The organism is Agathobaculum sp. TL06, assembly GCF_054658635.1.
On the sequence record NZ_BAAGGY010000024.1, the window covers coordinates 22,837 to 40,176 of the forward strand.

Consider the following 17,340-nt stretch of genomic DNA (forward strand, 5'->3'; position numbering starts at 1 on the left):
ACTTCCCGCCCCGTGTGGGGGCATTTCTTATACTCACAGAAAGGAGCGCCTTATGGCAAAGAAAAGCTATCCCAGCCGCGAGGAGCGCATGAAGGACCTGAACCAGCGGCTGGAACAGGGTATCCGGGATGTGTTTGAAAGCGGGAGGTTTCGGGATTACCTCTCCGTCATGTCCCGGTTCCACACCTACTCCGCCCGTAACGTCCTTCTCATCCATATGCAGCGGCCCAACGCCACCCGTGTAGCCAGCGCCAAGCGGTGGCATGAGCAGTTCGAGCGGTTCATCAATAAAGGGGAAAAGGCCATTTACATCATGGCTCCCATTCCCATCGTCAAAACAGTGGAGCGGCAGAAGCTGGACCCGGACACCAAAGCGCCGGTGCTGGATGAGAACGGCCAGGTTGTCACAGAGAAGCGGGAGGTGCAGGTGCCCCGGTTCCGCCCGGTGCCGGTGTTCGATGTCTCTCAGACCAACGGCAAGCCTCTCCCGCAGCTGGCCCAAGACCTGACCGGCGACGTGGCGCAGTACGAGGCGTTCATGGAGGCCCTGCGCCGGACCGCCCCGGTGACTATGGAGATTAAGCCCATGGCGGCGAACATGGACGGCTATTTCAGTCTGGACGACCAGCGCATCGCCATCCGGGAGGGCATGAGCGAGGTCCAGACGGTATGCGCCGTCGTCCATGAGATCACCCACTCCATCCTCCACAATCAGAAAGGTGTGCGTGAGGACAAGGCGGTTCAGACCTCCCAGGAGCTGGAGGCGGAGAGTGTGTCCTATGTGGTCTGTCAGTATTTCGGCATTGAGACTGGGGCCAACAGCTTCGGCTATCTGGCCTCCTGGAGCAAGGACAAGGAACTGTCTGAGCTCCGCGCCTGTCTGGCGACCATCAACAAGGCGGCAAATCAGCTCATCGGTGAGATCGACCGCCACTTCGCGGAGGTCTGCAAGGAGAAAGGAATTGAATTTTCTCAGGAGGAAACCTCGCCGCATTTTGCGGCGAAGTTCCAGGAGGCCGACACCCCGGAGAAATTTGCCGCCGATTTCCTGGACTACATGGCGGAACTGGAGACCGCCGGGCTGCTAAAGCACCCCTATACCCTGGACCCCAGGGAACAGGCCGTCACGGACATCACGGAGGAACTGCGGGCGGGCCACTTCGCCAGCATCCAGGATACCCTGGACCATGTGGGAGAGCAGACTGGATTGCCTACCGCTGTGGCGATGCTGGACCGGCTGGAGAAATTGAGTGACCTCCGGGACCAGGGGCTGACCTTCTATCTGGAGGCCAATCCCCACGCGACTTCTTATCGGGACCAGGGCTATCTCCAGGCCAGCGAGTGGACCGGCGAGGACTATATCCCCCGTGAAGTGATCTATGTGGGGCCGACCGACCGATGCCGGGAGCTGCTGTATCAGTTGGAGGCGGGCGAGATCACCGCCCGGCAGGTGCGGGAGCTGGACCGGACCGAGCCGAGGGAGTTGGAAGCTCTCTACCTGCTGGACGACGCCACCTACCTTCACATTCAGCTCCGGGACGAGGGCTACGACTACACCCTCTACGACAAGGAGACCTTGCGGCAGCTGGACGGCGGTGTGATTGACCAGGAGGACGTGGCCCTGTCCCCCATCAAGCACCCGCTGGCCGCTGCCCGGGAGGAAATCTTCGACGCCATGGGCGAGAGGCCGGAGAAGGTAGAGGCCGCCTCCCTGGAGCTGGTGGAGAAATTGCAGGAGGCTCAGATGGAACCGCCGGTGAATCCCTACATCGAGCAGCTGCGGGAGCATTTCGAGCAGGAGGACGCGGCGCTTTGGGACACACAGCTGGACACCTACCCCATGCCGGATCTGGACTGCACGATGGAGGAGCTGGAGGAAGCGGGCTATACGGAGGGGGACCTCCTGCCTGTATCTCTGGACACGGCGGAGCTCATGTATGGCGGCGATTTCACGGTCTACATCATCCGCCCCGGTGAGAACCCGGAGCTAGTCTTTGACGAGACGGACTTTGACCACCACGACGGCCTCTTTGCCATCCCACGGGAGGAATGGGAGGCCAGCCCGGACTTTGACGACGCCATCCAAGACCGCCTGCGGGAGGAGGAACAGCAGAAGCGGGAGGCCGCGTTCCTGGACCACCAGGGGGATTGCTTCGCCATCTACCAGCTCCACCGGGGGCCGGACCTGCGGGACATCCGCTACATTCCTTTAGAGCGGCTGCGGGCTGAGGGGGAATCCCCCCGGAAGGGCAACTATGATCTGGTCTACACAGCCCCGCTTACCGGCCAGGGAGATACCCTCCAGCAGCTCAATCAGCTTTGGAAGCAGTTCACCGATGCTCACCCAGCGGATTACCTCGGCCCCGGCATGAGTATCAGCGACATCGTGGCGCTCAAGCAGGGCGGTGTGGTATCCTGCCACTATGTAGACCAGTACGCCTTCTCCGAGCTGCCCGGCTTCTTCTCCGCCAGGAATCCCCTCCGGGCTGCCGAGGACAGCGTTGAGCAGAACGACAACCAGCTGGACGGTATTATCAACAACACCCCCAGCGTGGCGGAGCTGGAGGCCCAGGTCAAGGCCGGTCAGCAGATTTCCCTTCTGGATTTGGCGAACGCCGTCCAAAAGGAACGGGAGAAAAAATCTGTGGTGGAGCGGCTGAAGCAGCCGCCCCAGCCAGGACGCAGGAAAACAGCGCCGGATAAAGGCGCGGAAAGGGAGCGATAAAGGATGAACGCATTTACCTATGAGGAACAGGAGCTTATGAGCATCTATGACCCCGGCACCAGGGAGGGCCTGATCGCCAACCTGGAGGAGATGCGGGGATACCTGGAGCCGGACGAGACGGAGCTGCGGGAGCTGACGGACAGCGCCCTGGAGAAGCTGCGGGGCATCAGTGACGCGGAGTATGAGCAGTTGGAACTCATCCCGGACTTTGAGGACTGAATTGACTGGAAAGGGGCGGCCGCTGTGCCGCCCCTTTTTTGATCCAAAAATGGAAGGAGGAGATGACCATGGCGGCAAGCGCCCAATTCTACGCTCAGATGGCGGACCAGACGGCCCGGCAGATCACAGGCAGTTACCGGGAGTGGACTGCCTTTCTCACCACCGCCGCCCGCCTCTATAAGTATCCCTACCATGAGCAGCTGATGATCTACGCCCAGCGCCCGGAGGCCACGGCCTGCGCGGAGTACGATTTCTGGAACCACCGGATGGGCCGGTACGTCCGCCGGGGGGCCAAGGGCATCGCCCTGGTAGACACCAGCAGCGGCAAGCCAAGCCTGCGCTATGTGTTCGATGTGGCGGATACCGGCGGCGGGGAGCGTGCCCGCCGCCCCTATTTGTGGCAGCTCCGGCCCGAGCATGAGACGGCGGTGCGGGAGGCCCTGGCGGAGCACTTCAACGTACCAGACGACCCTGGGCAGCCGCTTTTTCCCCAGCTGGAGCTGGTGGCTAACCGTCTGGCGGCAGATTACTGGGAGGAGCACCAGCAGGAAATCCTCGGCATCGTTGACGGTTCCTTTCTGGAGGAATATGATGAGTTCAACATCGGGGCGGCGTTCCGCAGCGCCGCCTCCGTGAGCACCGCCTACGCCCTTCTGTCCCGCTGTGGGCTGGAGCCGGAGCGGTATTTTGAGCACGAGGACTTTTTGAGCGTCTTTGACTGGAACACCCCCGCTGCCGCAGCTGCCTTGGGAACAGCGGTGAGCGAGGCCAGTGAGCAGGTCCTGCGGAGAATTGAAATCACCATCAAGCAGTATGAGCGCGAGAAAATCGCGGAAAGGAGCCAGAACCATGACCAACGAGCTGACTTACATCCAGAGCGGAGACTACCTGATCCCCAACCTGACCCTGAACGAACCGGCGGAGGCCGCGCCCCTGGGCAGGTACGGGCGGATGCGGAAGGACTTCCTGGAGAAGCATCGGCCCATCCTGTTCCAGAAGATGGTGTTGGAGGAGAGCCTGTATCCCCACCTGCGGGAGATCGACGAGACCGCCCGGCAGAGACTGGACGAGATGATGCCCCAGCTGGCGAAGGAGGCGGGGGCGACGGAGACGTTGAAGGCCGCAGACCCGATGAGCTGGGTGGGCCTGATGAACAACTGCAAGGCACAGGCGGAGGAAATCATCCTGAGCGAGCTGGTGTTCAACTAATCGAACAAGCCGGGCAATTCAGTCTATTCCCCACGGAGCGGGAGCAGCGGGAGTCCATTTTGGAAGCGGAGAGCGTACAAACGCCCTCCGCTTTTTCCATCTCCGGGGAGGAATGGGATACGGAGCTGCGGCGCGGGTCCAGCCACAGACAAGAGAGCAAATTCCGCATTTACGCCATGTACCTGGGGATGCCGGACACCAAGGCCGCCGTGGCCTTTCTGAAACAGGAATACGGTCCCTACTACGCCCACAGCCAGACCTACCAGGACGGCAGCCACGGGACTGTCCTTTATACCGCGAAGGATATTGAGTTTCGGCGGTATTCCCCTGGCGGCTCCGTACACATCTCCTGGAGCAGGGCTGCCGCCCGGCTGAAGGAGCTGGTCTCCGGCCAGGACTATTTCACACCAGCGGAAAAAGAACGCTGGGACGCCATTGTGCGGGAGTTCCAACAGCGGGGAGAGGCGCTGCCCCCGCCGGTGCCCCGTGTGGCATATCCGCCGCCCTACCGCACGGAGCAGCTGACCCTGGACGCTTCGGCGGCGGGACCGGCGCTGCCCACGCCAGACCCTATCCCCGCGCCGCCCTTCCACCGGCAGTATCTCCCGGAAATCCTGCGCCACGAGGATGGGGCGGCCTCCTGGGAGACCCTGGTCAAGTTCTTCGCGGACCACCCGGAGGAAACGCTGCGGGTCAGTTACCTGCGCCTGCGGTTTGGCGGGGCCCTGCACCAATATCCGGCCAAGGATGGGACCACCATCGGCTTCCAGGGCTTCCCGGACCAGCTCCACGTGTGGGAGGGCAGCATCAGCAACCCGGATGCCGAAACGCGGCTGACTTGGCCGGAGGTTTGTCTGCTGGCGGAAAAGGAGATTGCCCTGGAACAGGCCCCGCCGGAGGCCGCAGCGGAGACGCCGACTCAAGAGACTGTGCCGGAGGTGCCGGAGCGGCCCCAGCCGTCCAGGGCGGTCACACAGGCCGACATCGACGCCGCCATCCAGGAGTGGAACGGCAGCATTGAGAGCAAACACGCCGTCGTCCGCTACATGAAGGAGCACGGACGGGAAAAGGACACCGCCGCCTGGCTGCGGCAGGAATACGGCGACGGCCTGCCCGCCTTCCCTGTGACGGTGGACGGTGCGGCGGCTGACGTACCCTGGCCCAAGGTCCAGCGCCGGATCGCCCAGCTCATCCGGGAGGACCGCTTCTATACCCAGGCCGAGCAGGACAATTTTGACAGCATTGACCCCATCGCCATCCGGGAGGAGCTGGCCCGGCGGGGCATCGTCAACGGCCAGGTGGCAGACCCGGAGAAGCTGGACCATGACCCGTTCATCCAGCGGGTCATGGCCGACGTAGAACGTGCCGCCGGATCGGGTGAGGCAGAGGTCTACACCACCAGGGGCGGAAAGACCTACCGGCCCGGAGATATTTTAGACAGCCACACGGATGAAAACGACCCGGTCATTCGCTTGGTCATTGACCATGTGGACGAAAAGCACGTCTGGTACACCACGCCGGACTACCCGGACCGGGAGCAGCCGGTGGAGATGTTCCGCCTCCTGTTTGAGAACTATCTGGACAATGGCGTGTTTCGGCCCGTGTCAGAGCCCGAGGCAGCCAAAGCGCCGGAGCCGGGAATCTCCCCCACGGTCCGGGAAATCTATGAGCAGTATCTTCCTATCGTGCGGGAGAAGGTGCTGGCGGACAAAGCCTACCAGAACGCCTGCCAGAACTCAGACCGGGAGAACGCCATGCTGGAGGGGGCGGAGGCCATCAAGCGGGCGGTCCGCACCATGGAGGACACGATCTTCCTCCGCCTCTATTATGATTTGGCGAGCTTCCACAACCGCCTCCATCAGGCGGTGCTGGACGAGACCTACCCCATCCTGGCCCACCCCGCCCCGCCGGACCTGTCCCAGCAGCCAATGGCCCGCGACGGGGATACCATCACCGTCGGGGACGGGGAACCGACCCATGAAGTGGACATCACGGTTTCCGATGAGGACTGGGCGGAGATGCAGGATGCTGTCCCGGAAAATCAGCTTGAGCCGGAGGTCGTGACCATCGACGGCAAGCCCCGCGACCCGCTCTCCTCCGCCTACGGCGCGGGGGATTTTGTCTATCTGGAGGGCAAGGAGTACACCATCACCTCTCTGGAACGGGGACAGGTGGAGCTTCTGGACCCCGCGCTGGCCTACCCCGTCTACCGGCTGGAGACGCGGGAGAACTTTGAGCGGCTACTGAAGCAGGACCAGCGCAACGGCCCCATTACCGAGTTTTTGCCCGCTGATTTGGAGCGGTTCGACCAGGATTTGCGGGAGGTACTGGCTTCCGGGCTGCTGGACGCCCAGGACAAGGACTATGTTTCCCAATGGCTGAGAAACGGCGAGGGCAACACCAAAATCGCCCAGCGCCTTTCCGCACAGTTCGCGGGCCGTGTGGAGACCATGGGCCTTGTGACCGGCGAGGCGGCAGATTACCGGGCCACGACTACCGGCCTGGAGGTGGAGATCATCCGGGACGACGACAAGATACTTGCCACCGTCTCCGCCTCCTGGGGGGAGCTGGCCGCCGTCCTCCGCGCCCTGTATCAACAGGAGCTGGACGGCTTTTCCCACACGCCGGTCCAGCGGGAGGCGGTGCGCCTGACGGGCACCCCGGCCTATCAGGTGGGGGACCGTGTGACGCTGCCCGCCCCGGACCATGTAATCAGCGGCACCATCGGCTACATCGGGGAACAGGAAATCCGCATCGACACCGGGCCGTATGTCTGGAGCCACGAGACGGTCCAGCGGGAACAGTTTGAGGAGTGGCTGCGACAGGATGAGCGCAATGCGGGGCTGTTCCGGCCAGAGGCGCGGGAGGCGGCGGAGCCGAAGTTCACCACCGAGACAGTGGCCTCCTATCCGGCGGAGGAAAACCACCTGCCCTATGATGTGGTGATCCAGACCATCCGCACCGGCGAACCGGAGCCGCCAACGCCCTCCCATGACCCGGAGCCGCCCCAGCCCGAAGCCGGGAATTTCCGCATCACAGACACCCACCTGGGCGAGGGCGGCCCCAAGGAGAAGTTCCGGCGCAACGTCGAGGCCATCCGCACCTTGAAGCAGATCGAGGCCGAGGGGCGCGGGGCCACACCGGCGGAACAGGAGGTCTTGTCCCGCTATGTAGGCTGGGGCGGCCTCCCGGACGCCTTTGACGCTGGAAAAGAGGAGTGGAGCCAGGAGTATCAGGAGCTCAAGGGTCTGCTGACTGATACGGAGTATGCCGCCGCCAGGGCCTCCACGCTCAGCGCCTACTACACCAGCCCCACTATCGTCAACGCAGTCTATGAGGCCCTGGGCAACCTGGGCTTCCAGAAGGGCAACATTCTGGAGCCTGCCTGCGGCGTGGGCAACTTCTTCGGCCTGCTGCCGGAGGCCATGGCGGGCAGCAAGCTCTATGGCGTGGAGCTGGACAGCATCAGCGGGCGTATTGCCACCCTGCTCTACCCGGACGCCAACATTCTGGTCCGCGGCTTCGAGAAAGCCCACTTCCCGGACGGCTTCTTTGACGCGGCCATCGGGAATGTCCCCTTCGGCGGATATAGTCTGGTGGACAGCCGCTACGAGAAGCAGCACTTCTTTGTCCATGACTACTTTTTTGCCAAGGCCATCGACCAGGTGAGACCGGGCGGCATCATCGCCTTCCTCACCTCCAACGGCATCAGCGGCGGCACCATGGACAAGAAGGACGACCGGCCCCGGCGCTACCTCGCGGAGCGGTGTGAGCTGCTGGGGGCCATCCGCCTGCCCAACAACGCTTTCCTGTCCAACGCGGGGACGGACATCACCACGGACTTGGTGATCCTTCAGAAGCTGGAGATGCCCCGCCAGCTGGGGGCAGATCCGCCCCTGTGGGTGCAGACGGACACCCTGATGGAACAGGAGCACACCAACAGCAGGGGTGAGGCCCGGCACAACTTTGTCACCATCAACCGCTATTTCCAGGAACACCCGGAGATGGTGCTGGGCAATCTGGAGGTCGAGTCCGGCCCCTATGGGCCGCAGCTTGTCTGCAAGCCCATCCCCGGCGCGGATCTTGCACAACAGCTCCATGAGGCGGTGAGCCATATCCAGGGCCGGATTACAGCGGTGGAGCTGCCGGAGCTGGGCGGCGGGGATGAGGCCGCTCCCGTGGAGCACAGCATCCCGGCGGACCCCAATGTGCGCAACTACTCCTATACCGTGGTGGACGGTCAGGTGTACTTCCGGGAGAACAGCATCATGGTGAAGCCAGAGCTGAACGCCACCGCCCTGGCCCGCGTCCTAGGCATGGTGGAGCTGCGGGACTGCGCCCACAGGCTCATTGACCTCCAGATGCAGGATGCGGACCCTCTTGCCATCCAGGGGGAACAGCGGCACCTTAACAATCTCTATGACGCCTTCACCGCCAAATATGGCCGCATCAACAGCCGGGCCAATGAGCTGGCCTTCTCAGAGGACAGCGCCTACTATCTGCTCTGCTCCCTGGAGGTGCTGGACGACGACGGCAACTTTCGGGAAAAGGCGGATATGTTCACCAGACGGACCATCCAGCCCCACCGGGCCGTGACCCATGTGGACACCGCCTCCGAGGCCCTGGCCGTCTCTATCTCCGAGAGGGCGCGGGTGGATATGGACTACATGGCCCAGCTCACCGGCAAGACCGAGGCGGAGCTGGCTTCCGATCTGCGGGGCGTCATCTTCCCCCTGCCGGCTTCGGAGGACGGCAAGGCCGTCTATGTGGCGGCAGACGAATACCTCTCCGGCAACGTGCGTCAGAAGCTGGCCCAGGCCTGCCGGGCGGCGGAGACCAACCCTGTGTTCCAGGACAATGTGGAGGCGCTGGAACAGGCGCTCCCCAAGGACCTGGATGCCTCTGAAATCGAGGTGCGCCTGGGGGCCACCTGGATTGACGCCAAGTATATCCAGCAGTTCATGTACGAGACCTTCCGCACCCCCAACTATGTCAAGGACCGGATACAGGTCCACTTCTCTGACTACACCGCCGAGTGGACTGTCACCCACAAAGGGGCCATCTCCTCAGACAACGTGGCGGCCTACGACACCTTCGGCACCGGCCGGGCCAACGCCTACTACATTCTGGAGAACACGCTGAATCTGCGGGACGTGCGCATCTATGACACCATTAAGGAGGCAGACGGTACAGAGCGCCGGGTGCTGAATCAGAAGGAGACCACCCTGGCCCAGCAGAAGCAGCAGGCCATCAAGGACGCCTTCCGGGACTGGCTCTGGCAAGACCCCGAGCGCCGCCATACCCTGGTGCGCAAGTACAATGACCTGTTCAACTCCATCCGCCCACGGGAGTACGACGGCAGGCATATTGTGTTCGGCGGCATGAACCCGGAGATCAAGCTGCGGGAACACCAGCTCAACGCCGTGGCCCACATACTCTACGGCGGCAACACCCTCCTGGCCCATGAGGTGGGCGCGGGCAAGACCTTTGAGATGGTGGCCGCCGCCATGGAGAGCAAACGGCTGGGGCTTTGCCGCAAGTCTCTGTTCGCCGTCCCCAATCATCTGGTGGAACAGTGGGCCTCCGAGTTCCTGCGCCTCTATCCCGCCGCCAATATCCTGGTGACGACCCAGCGGGACTTTGAGGCCAGGAACCGCAAGAAGTTCTGCGCCAAGATTGCCACCGGGGACTACGACGCGGTGATTATGGGCCACTCTCAGTTTGAGCGCCTGCCGGTCTCCTGGGAGCGCCGGGAGAGGCTGCTTCACGACCAGATTGCGGAGATCGAGGAGGGCATCGAGGAGCTGCGCGCCAGCGGCGCGGAGCGGGTGTCCATCAAGCAGCTGGAGCGAACCAAGAAGTCCCTGGAGGCCCGGCTGGAAAAGCTCAACACCACCCGCCGCAAGGACGACGTTGTGACCTTTGAGCAGCTGGGCGTGGACCGCCTCTTTGTGGACGAGGCCCACAGCTATAAAAATTTGTTCCTCTACACTAAAATGCGCAATGTGGCGGGCCTTTCCACCAGCGACGCCCAAAAATCCAGCGATATGCTCCTGAAATGCCGCTACATGGACGAGATCACCGGCGGCAAGGGCGTGGTGTTCGCCACCGGCACCCCGGTCTCCAACTCCATGACGGAGCTCTATACCATGCAGCGGTATCTCCAGCAGGCCACGCTGGAGCACCAGGGGCTCAACCACTTTGACAACTGGGCCTCCACCTTTGGGGAGACGGTGACGGCCATCGAGTTAGCTCCCGAGGGCACCGGCTACCGGGCACGGACCCGCTTCTCCAAGTTCTTCAACCTGCCGGAGCTCATGGCGATATTCCGCGAGGTGGCGGACATCAAGACCTCGGACCAGCTCCACCTCCCGGCCCCGGAGGTGGAGTACCATGTGGAGAAAGCTGAGCCCACCGGACACCAGAAGGCTATGGTGCAGGAGCTCTCCAAGCGGGCCGCGCAAGTCCACTCCGGGCAGATGAACCCCAAGCAGGACAATATGCTCAAGATCACGTCGGATGGCCGCAAGCTGGGTCTGGACCAGCGCATCATCAACCCCATGCTGCCGGATGATCCAAACAGCAAGGTCAATCGGTGCGTGGATAACATTCTGCGCATCTGGAAGGAGGGCGCGGCGGATAAGCTGACCCAGCTGGTGTTCTGCGACATCTCTACCCCCAGGGCCAAGGCCGCCGCCCAGCGGGACAAGGCCGCTATGGCGGCGGGAGAAAAGGTCGGCGGGGACCTCCACGCTCTGACTGATCTGCTGGACGGCGTGGAGCCGGACGCCCCCTTCTCCATCTATGAGGACATCCGGGACAAGCTCATCGCCGGGGGCATCCCCGCCCAGGAGATCGCCTTCATCCACGACGCCAATACCCCCGCCCGGAAAAAAGAACTGTTCTCCAAGGTGCGGCGGGGCCGGGTGCGAGTGCTCATGGGCAGCACCTTCAAAATGGGCGCGGGCATGAACGTCCAGGATAAGCTCATTGCCCTCCACGACCTGGACTGCCCCTGGCGGCCCGGCGACCTGGAGCAGCGCAAGGGCCGCATCGTCCGGCAGGGCAATCGCAACAAGAAGGTCCACATCTACCGCTATGTCACTGAGGGCACCTTCGACAGCTATCTGTGGCAGACGGTGGAGAACAAGCAGAAATTCATCTCTCAGATTATGACCTCCAAATCCCCGGTGCGCTCCTGCGACGATGTGGACGAGACCGCCCTCTCCTATGCCGAGATCAAGGCCCTGTGCGCCGGGAACCCACTCATCAAGGAGAAAATGGATCTGGACATCGACGTGGCCCGGTTGAAAATCCTCAAGGCGGATCACCAGAGCAGGCAGTTCCGCATGGAGGACAATGTGCTGCGCTACTTCCCGGAGCAGATCAGGGAGGCCGAGGGCTTCATTGCTGGATTTCAGAAAGATATGGAGACCCTGGCCGCCCACCCCCACCCGGTCACGGTCAAGGAGGCCGTGGACGGCAAGGCGGCGGAGGTGGAGAAGGGCTTCGCCGGGATGGTGGTGCGGGGGGATACTCTCACCGACAAAGACAACGCCGGGGCCGCCATCCTGGAAGCCTGCAAGGAGGTCAAGGACAACGAGCCGGTGGAGATCGGCAGCTACCGGGGCTTTGCCATGTTCCTGTCTGTGGAGAACTTCGGCTCCGATTTCATCCTGACCCTCAAGGGCGCGATGTCCCACCGGGCCACCCTGGGCACCGATGCCAGGGGCAACCTGACCCGCATCGACAACGCCCTGGCCGATATGCCGGACCGGGTGAAAAGCCTCCAAATCCGGCTGGGCAACCTGCGGGAACAGCTGAAGGACGCCAAGGCCGAGCTGGGCAAGCCCTTCCCCCAGGAGGCGGAGCTGGCGGAAAAGAGCGCACGGCTGGCCGAGCTGAATGTGCAGCTGGATATAGACAGCAGCCACGGCACGGCCCAGCGGGAACAAACCGTGGCAAAGGCGGAGCGTCCCTCCGTGCTGGAGGGCCTGCGGCGGCCTGTGCCGCCCAGGACAGTAGAGAAAAAACAGAGGAACCGAGAGGAGGTACGATAAACATGGCACCAGAGGAAATGAACACACAGCTCTATGAAAAACTGGCCGCCGAGCAGGCCAAGTACCGGGACTGGCTGATGGGCCAGCCGCCGGAGGAAATTCTGAACCACGCATACGAGTACGCCGTCCGGGAGGACATTCTGGCGGCGGCGGAGCTCATGGATATGCCCCAGGCCCAGGCCGCCGCGCTCCTGGCCGTGCCCTCGCCCATGGAGGCCATCTATGGGGAGTGGAAAGAGCGGGAGAGCCCCGACCTGGACCCCATGCTGGACTGCATTTCGGACCGGGCCTACACCGCCCTCCAGGCACAGCGAGAGCTTCCGGTGTACCGCTATCCCGGAGGCTATGCCCATGAGCACGGGGAGCTGGAGCAGTACCGGGCCTCCCGCAAGGCCAATATCGCCTGTGCGGAGGCCATTGACGCGGCTATCTCGGAGCACTACCGGAACGACTGCATGGGCCGGGAAGCCGTCTCCCAGGTGGTGGAGCAGTTCGGCTATGACCGGACACTCTACGTCCTCGCCAACACGGTGCGCCACAAGGAGCATGACGGACGGATTTCCCGTGACAACAAAACGTGGGCCAGGACCATTCCCGTCTTTGAGGACACGGACGCCTGGGGGAAGGACCGCAATGTGGAGTTCGTGGTGGACGGGCACAATCCCGGCCTCGTTGATTTATTTATCAATGTGGCCCGACACGAGCATCTGCTGACCCAGCCCCTCACCAAAGACGACATCCGTGCCGAGGCTGCCCGCATCCTTTCCGCCCTCCAGGCGGCGCGGGAACCAAACAGCCCCAGCGGCACCCATTTCATGGTCCAGGTCTCCCCGGATTTTCTGGCCCGCGCCAACAGCAAGAACCGGAACCGGCTTGCCTCCATGCTGCCCTTCCGCTCCCTGTCGATCTCCACGCTGGAAGGGCGAAAGGGCACCTACGCCCTGATTACCAAAGACGAGGACCGTACCCAATCTCTGCGGCTGCGCAAGCCCTCGGTGCGAAAGAAGCTGAGTGAGACGAAGGCTGAGCCGGGCCACACAGACAGGAACAAAGCCAGAGGACAGGAACGCTGACCATGGCGAAACGGAAACGGGAGATTCAACTGAAATTCCGCGTTACCCCGGAGGAACAGGCGCTGATCCATCAGAAGATGGAGCAGTACGGCACGGAAAATATGGCAGCCTATCTGCGCAAGATGGCCATTGACGGCTATGTGGTGCGTCTGGATTTGCCGGAGCTGCGGGAGCTGGTGTCCCTGCTGCGCCGGTCCAGCAATAACCTCAACCAGCTTACCCGCCGGGTCCATGAGACCGGGCGCTTCTATGACGCGGATCTGGAGGATTTGCGGCAAAGCAATGACCGGCTGTGGGAGGCCGCCCGGAGCGTCCTTAAAGGTCTCTCTGCCATTGAATGAACTTCGCCGCATTTTGCGGCGAAGTTCCACATCGTTGCGGACAGGGGTGTTCCGCAGTATGATGGAGTCAGAAAGAGGGACCGAAGGAAGGACGTGAAAACCATGCTGACATTTGAAAAGGTCCTGTCTGTATTCCGAGCCTACATCGACCAGGACCCGGCCTATGAGGTGGTCCAGACCAGCCGTGGCCCCACGGTGCTGGAGTGGAACCCGCCGGGGGATTCCTGGTGCGACGCCCAGCTGTGCCGGACCCCGGAGGAGCTGCGGGACACTCTGCTGGACGCCTACGCCAACTACCTGGAGTATGTGGAGCTGACCCAGGGGAAGCGGGATCTGACCCAGGCCGAGGCCCGGATGATTCAAGCCGCCCGCGATGTGATGTTGGAACGGTGTCAAAAGGAGGATGTTAAATGAGACTGCTGCTGAAATTACTGGCCGCGCCGGTGGTGCTGGCCCTGGCCCTGTTCATCTGGATTTGCTTCCGCCTGCTGTCCTGCGCCGCCTTCCTCTTTGGCTTGGCCGGGACCATCGTGGGCCTGCTGGGGGTGGCGGTGCTGGTCACTTACTCGGTCCAGAACGGTATCATTCTTCTGGTGATCGCCTTCCTGATGAGCCCGGTTGGGCTGCCCATGGCGGCGGCGTGGCTTCTGGGCAAGCTCCAGGACCTGCGCTATGCCATCCAGGACCGGGTGTATGGATAACAAACGAATTTCGCTGACAGAGAGGCGGCCCTGCGGGGCCGCCTCTCTTTTTTAGGGGGTGACAAATCATAGCAACCACGCGCATCATCTCCATGCACATCAACAAGGGCCGGACCGTTGCTCAATGCCTCTCTGACCGCACGGACTACGCCAAGAACCCGGAGAAAACACAGGACGGTGAGCTGATTTCCTCCTTTGCCTGCGACCCGGCCACCGTGGACGCGGAGTTTCTGTTTGCCAAGCGGCAGTACCGGGCCGCCACCGGGCGGGACCAGAAAAACGACGTGATCGCCTATCAGGTGCGCCAATCTTTCAAGCCAGGCGAGGTCACGCCGGAGGAGGCCAATCGCATCGGCTATGAGTTCGCGGAGCGGTTTTTGAAGGGCAAGCACGCTTTCCTCGTCGCCACCCACACAGACCGCCGCCACATCCACAATCACATCATCTGGAACTCCACCACCCTGGACTGCAAGGGCAAGTTCCGGGACTTCCTCCGCTCGGCCATGGCGGTGCGGCGGCTGAGTGATCTGGTCTGCCTGGAGCACCGGCTGTCTGTCATTGAGAACCCCAAGCGGGGCAGTTTGTCTTACAACAAGTGGCTGGGTGAGCAGGCCAAGCCCTCCCAGCGGGAGCAGCTCCGGCAGGCCATTGACGCCGCTCTGGAGCGCCGCCCGGCGGACCTGGACGCCATGCTGGCGCTGCTGACCGAGGCCGGGATCGCGGTCCAGCACCGGGGCAAATCCGTCTCTCTCCGAACTGGGACAGGCAAGAAATTCCTCCGCCTGGACCGACTGGGAGAGGGCTATGGAGAGGCGGACCTGCGGGCCGTCCTGGCCGGGGAAAAGGAACACAAGCCGGACCGGAAGCAAGAGGTCCGTCAGCCCGCCCAGCGGGTCAGCCTGCTGGTGGACATTGAGGCCAAACTGCGCTCTGGCAAGGGGGCCGGGTACGCCCGGTGGGCCAGCAAGTTCAATCTGAAGCAGACGGCGCAGACCCTGGCCTATCTCAATCAGCACCAGCTTCTGGACTATCAGGCACTCTCTGAAAAGACGGCGGCGGCCACTGACCGCTATCACCAACTGGGGGACAAGATCAAGGCGGCGGAGAAGCGCATGGCGGAGATCGCCGTGCTGCGGACCCACATCGTCAACTACGCCAAGACCCGTGAGGTCTATGCCGCCTACCGCAGGGCCGGATACTCCAAACAGTTCCGGGCAGAGCACGAGGCCGACATCCTGCTCCATCAGGCGGCCAAGCGGGCCTTTGACGAACTGAACGTCAAAAAGTTACCAAAGATGAAAGACTTGCAGGCCGAGTACGCCGCCCTCCTGGCGGAGAAAAAGGCCGCCTATGCTGACTACCGGCGCTCCCGCGAGGAGATGCGGGAGCTGCTTGCCGTCAAGGCCAACGTGGACCAGATCATGGGCCGAGATGGGCGTGACAGCGCCCAGGAAAAAGAGCACGGCCAGCGGTGAGCTGGCCGTGCTCTCATAGCGTCCACGGGACGCGCAGCCGCGCCGGACACGGCGCGTTCCGGGGGGATTGGGGGTGCTCCCCCAACAAGCATTTTGCAAAGTGGGTCCCGCTTTGCCCTGCTTGCTAATTACATGTTAAGAAATTTTTGAAATAATAAACTTTAAATCCTCTATACCTATACAAGATATTTTAACTTGGTCAAAATGTGCATAAAATACAATTTACTTTCCAATGCTTAAGATATTGTAGGATTGTCGGAGGATCATATGAGACTGTTAGAACCTGACTATAAAGCAATTGGCGAACGAATAAAAGTAAATAGAACTCGACAAGGTCTTAGTCAGGAAAAACTTGCTGAAATGTGTGGGTTATCAAAAACACACATGAGTCATATTGAAACTGGAAACACAAAGGGGAGTCTCCCTACATTTATCCAAATAGCCAATGTTCTACAAATATCGCTTGATGATTTGGTATGCGACAGCTTGGCCTATGAAGTTGATGCTTATCAACGTGAGATTGCAAAGTTAGTTGAAGACTGCTCACCACTTGAAATTCGTGTTATTGCAGATATTGTAAGTGCAACAAAATCTATTTTAAGAAATCGTCATTTGACTGGCGGAGACAGCTAGTTAGATAATTATATTTCCAAACTGGCGCAAAAGTGATATACTTCGGTAAAGCAGATGATACGATTTCGGACTAGGCGGGAGACACGGCTATGCTTGCGTTTTATCTTTCATTAATTGATACGCCAGAGGATCGAAATAAATTTGAAATTCTCTATCAAAAATATAAACAGCTTTTATTTCATCTTGCATTTCAAATTTTGAATAACACTAATGACTCAGAGGACGTAGTCCAAGATACCTACATAAAGGTAATAGAGATAATTGATAAAATCAATGATCCTAATAGTTCTAACACAAGAGCTCTCTTGGCTTTCATTGCCGAAAATAAAGCCATAGATTTATATAGAAAAAAGAAGAAAAGAAATGTAGTTTATTTCGATGAAAGGACAACTCGAGATACTCAACAAGACGTTGAAACTGTGGTGTTGAATAGCCATGCCATTGCCAATGCCATTGCAAAACTTCCACCCAAGTATCGTTCTGTTCTTATATTAAAGTTTGGACAAGGGTTTACAACCGAGGAAATAGGAAATATACTATCAATGTCAAAAGAAAATGTTAAAAAAACGATTCAGCGGGCAAAGAGCAAGCTAGAAGATGCATTAGGGGAGGAGTAGGAAAATAGCATGCGGATAGCGGCGGACTCTTTATATGAGAGTATTTTAGAAGCCCAAGAAATCTGGCTCAACTCCTTGTCAGATTTAAATACACTTCCTGAACACAAATTTTCTTCTAAGTTCAATCGTAAAATGGAAAAGCTTATCCGCCAGTCTAGGAGGCCGCGTTGGGCAAATAATATTTTATTCTATTGTAAACGAGTTGCAATCATTATCTTTGTCCTATTTACTGTGACTTTCTCTGGAATGATGACTGTCGATGCCTATAGAGAAATGTTCATAAACAC

The 17,340-nt window shown here is 60.5% G+C and carries 11 protein-coding genes; all 11 read left to right on the top strand.

The window, feature by feature from the left end; genetic code table 11:
* Positions 1–52: 52 nt before the first annotated feature.
* The gene (locus ACYQ3S_RS13270; protein WP_459689730.1) at positions 53–2,725 is read left to right on the top strand and encodes a YodL domain-containing protein; all 2,673 of its coding nucleotides are present in this window, start codon (positions 53–55) and stop codon (positions 2,723–2,725) included.
* Positions 2,726–2,728: 3 nt separating this feature from the next.
* Positions 2,729–2,944, top strand: coding sequence for a transposon-transfer assisting family protein (locus tag ACYQ3S_RS13275; RefSeq protein ID WP_459689731.1), 216 nt, complete (start codon positions 2,729–2,731; stop codon positions 2,942–2,944).
* Between the two features lie 68 nt (positions 2,945–3,012).
* Entirely contained in the window at positions 3,013–12,213 is a 9,201-nt protein-coding gene (locus ACYQ3S_RS13280; RefSeq protein WP_459689732.1) for an SNF2-related protein, read from the top strand.
* 2 nt (positions 12,214–12,215) lie between these two features.
* Entirely contained in the window at positions 12,216–13,286 is a 1,071-nt protein-coding gene (locus ACYQ3S_RS13285) for a DUF3849 domain-containing protein (RefSeq protein WP_459689733.1), read from the top strand.
* Positions 13,287–13,288: 2 nt separating this feature from the next.
* Entirely contained in the window at positions 13,289–13,627 is a 339-nt protein-coding gene (locus ACYQ3S_RS13290; protein ID WP_459689735.1) for a plasmid mobilization protein, read from the top strand.
* Between the two features lie 102 nt (positions 13,628–13,729).
* A complete protein-coding gene (locus tag ACYQ3S_RS13295; protein ID WP_459689736.1) occupies positions 13,730–14,041 on the top strand; it encodes a hypothetical protein in 312 nt (103 codons plus the stop codon).
* Complete coding sequence (locus ACYQ3S_RS13300) at positions 14,038–14,328, top strand: CD1845 family protein (protein WP_459689738.1); 291 nt, start codon at positions 14,038–14,040, stop codon at positions 14,326–14,328. Before ACYQ3S_RS13295 ends, ACYQ3S_RS13300 begins: the two co-directional genes overlap by 4 nt.
* 68 nt (positions 14,329–14,396) lie before the next feature.
* The gene (locus ACYQ3S_RS13305; protein ID WP_459689745.1) at positions 14,397–15,803 is read left to right on the top strand and encodes a relaxase/mobilization nuclease domain-containing protein; all 1,407 of its coding nucleotides are present in this window, start codon (positions 14,397–14,399) and stop codon (positions 15,801–15,803) included.
* A gap of 267 nt (positions 15,804–16,070) precedes the next feature.
* Positions 16,071–16,436, top strand: coding sequence for a helix-turn-helix domain-containing protein (locus ACYQ3S_RS13310; protein WP_459689739.1), 366 nt, complete (start codon positions 16,071–16,073; stop codon positions 16,434–16,436).
* Positions 16,437–16,525: 89 nt separating this feature from the next.
* Complete coding sequence (locus ACYQ3S_RS13315) at positions 16,526–17,053, top strand: RNA polymerase sigma factor (protein WP_459689741.1); 528 nt, start codon at positions 16,526–16,528, stop codon at positions 17,051–17,053.
* A gap of 9 nt (positions 17,054–17,062) precedes the next feature.
* Positions 17,063–17,340 (top strand): hypothetical protein (locus ACYQ3S_RS13320; RefSeq protein WP_459689742.1); only part of this gene is annotated, 278 nt, incomplete at its 3' end.

Bases quoted from the DNA above. Each gene is read 5' to 3' on its own strand.
- ACYQ3S_RS13270 (WP_459689730.1), top strand. From the start codon at position 53: ATGGCAAAGAAAAGCTATCCCAGCCGCGAGGAGCGCATGAAGGACCTG.
- ACYQ3S_RS13275 (WP_459689731.1), top strand. From the start codon at position 2,729: ATGAACGCATTTACCTATGAGGAACAGGAGCTTATGAGCATCTATGAC.
- ACYQ3S_RS13280 (WP_459689732.1), top strand. From the start codon at position 3,013: ATGGCGGCAAGCGCCCAATTCTACGCTCAGATGGCGGACCAGACGGCC.
- ACYQ3S_RS13285 (WP_459689733.1), top strand. From the start codon at position 12,216: ATGGCACCAGAGGAAATGAACACACAGCTCTATGAAAAACTGGCCGCC.
- ACYQ3S_RS13290 (WP_459689735.1), top strand. From the start codon at position 13,289: ATGGCGAAACGGAAACGGGAGATTCAACTGAAATTCCGCGTTACCCCG.
- ACYQ3S_RS13295 (WP_459689736.1), top strand. From the start codon at position 13,730: ATGCTGACATTTGAAAAGGTCCTGTCTGTATTCCGAGCCTACATCGAC.
- ACYQ3S_RS13300 (WP_459689738.1), top strand. From the start codon at position 14,038: ATGAGACTGCTGCTGAAATTACTGGCCGCGCCGGTGGTGCTGGCCCTG.
- ACYQ3S_RS13310 (WP_459689739.1), top strand. From the start codon at position 16,071: ATGAGACTGTTAGAACCTGACTATAAAGCAATTGGCGAACGAATAAAA.
- ACYQ3S_RS13315 (WP_459689741.1), top strand. From the start codon at position 16,526: ATGCTTGCGTTTTATCTTTCATTAATTGATACGCCAGAGGATCGAAAT.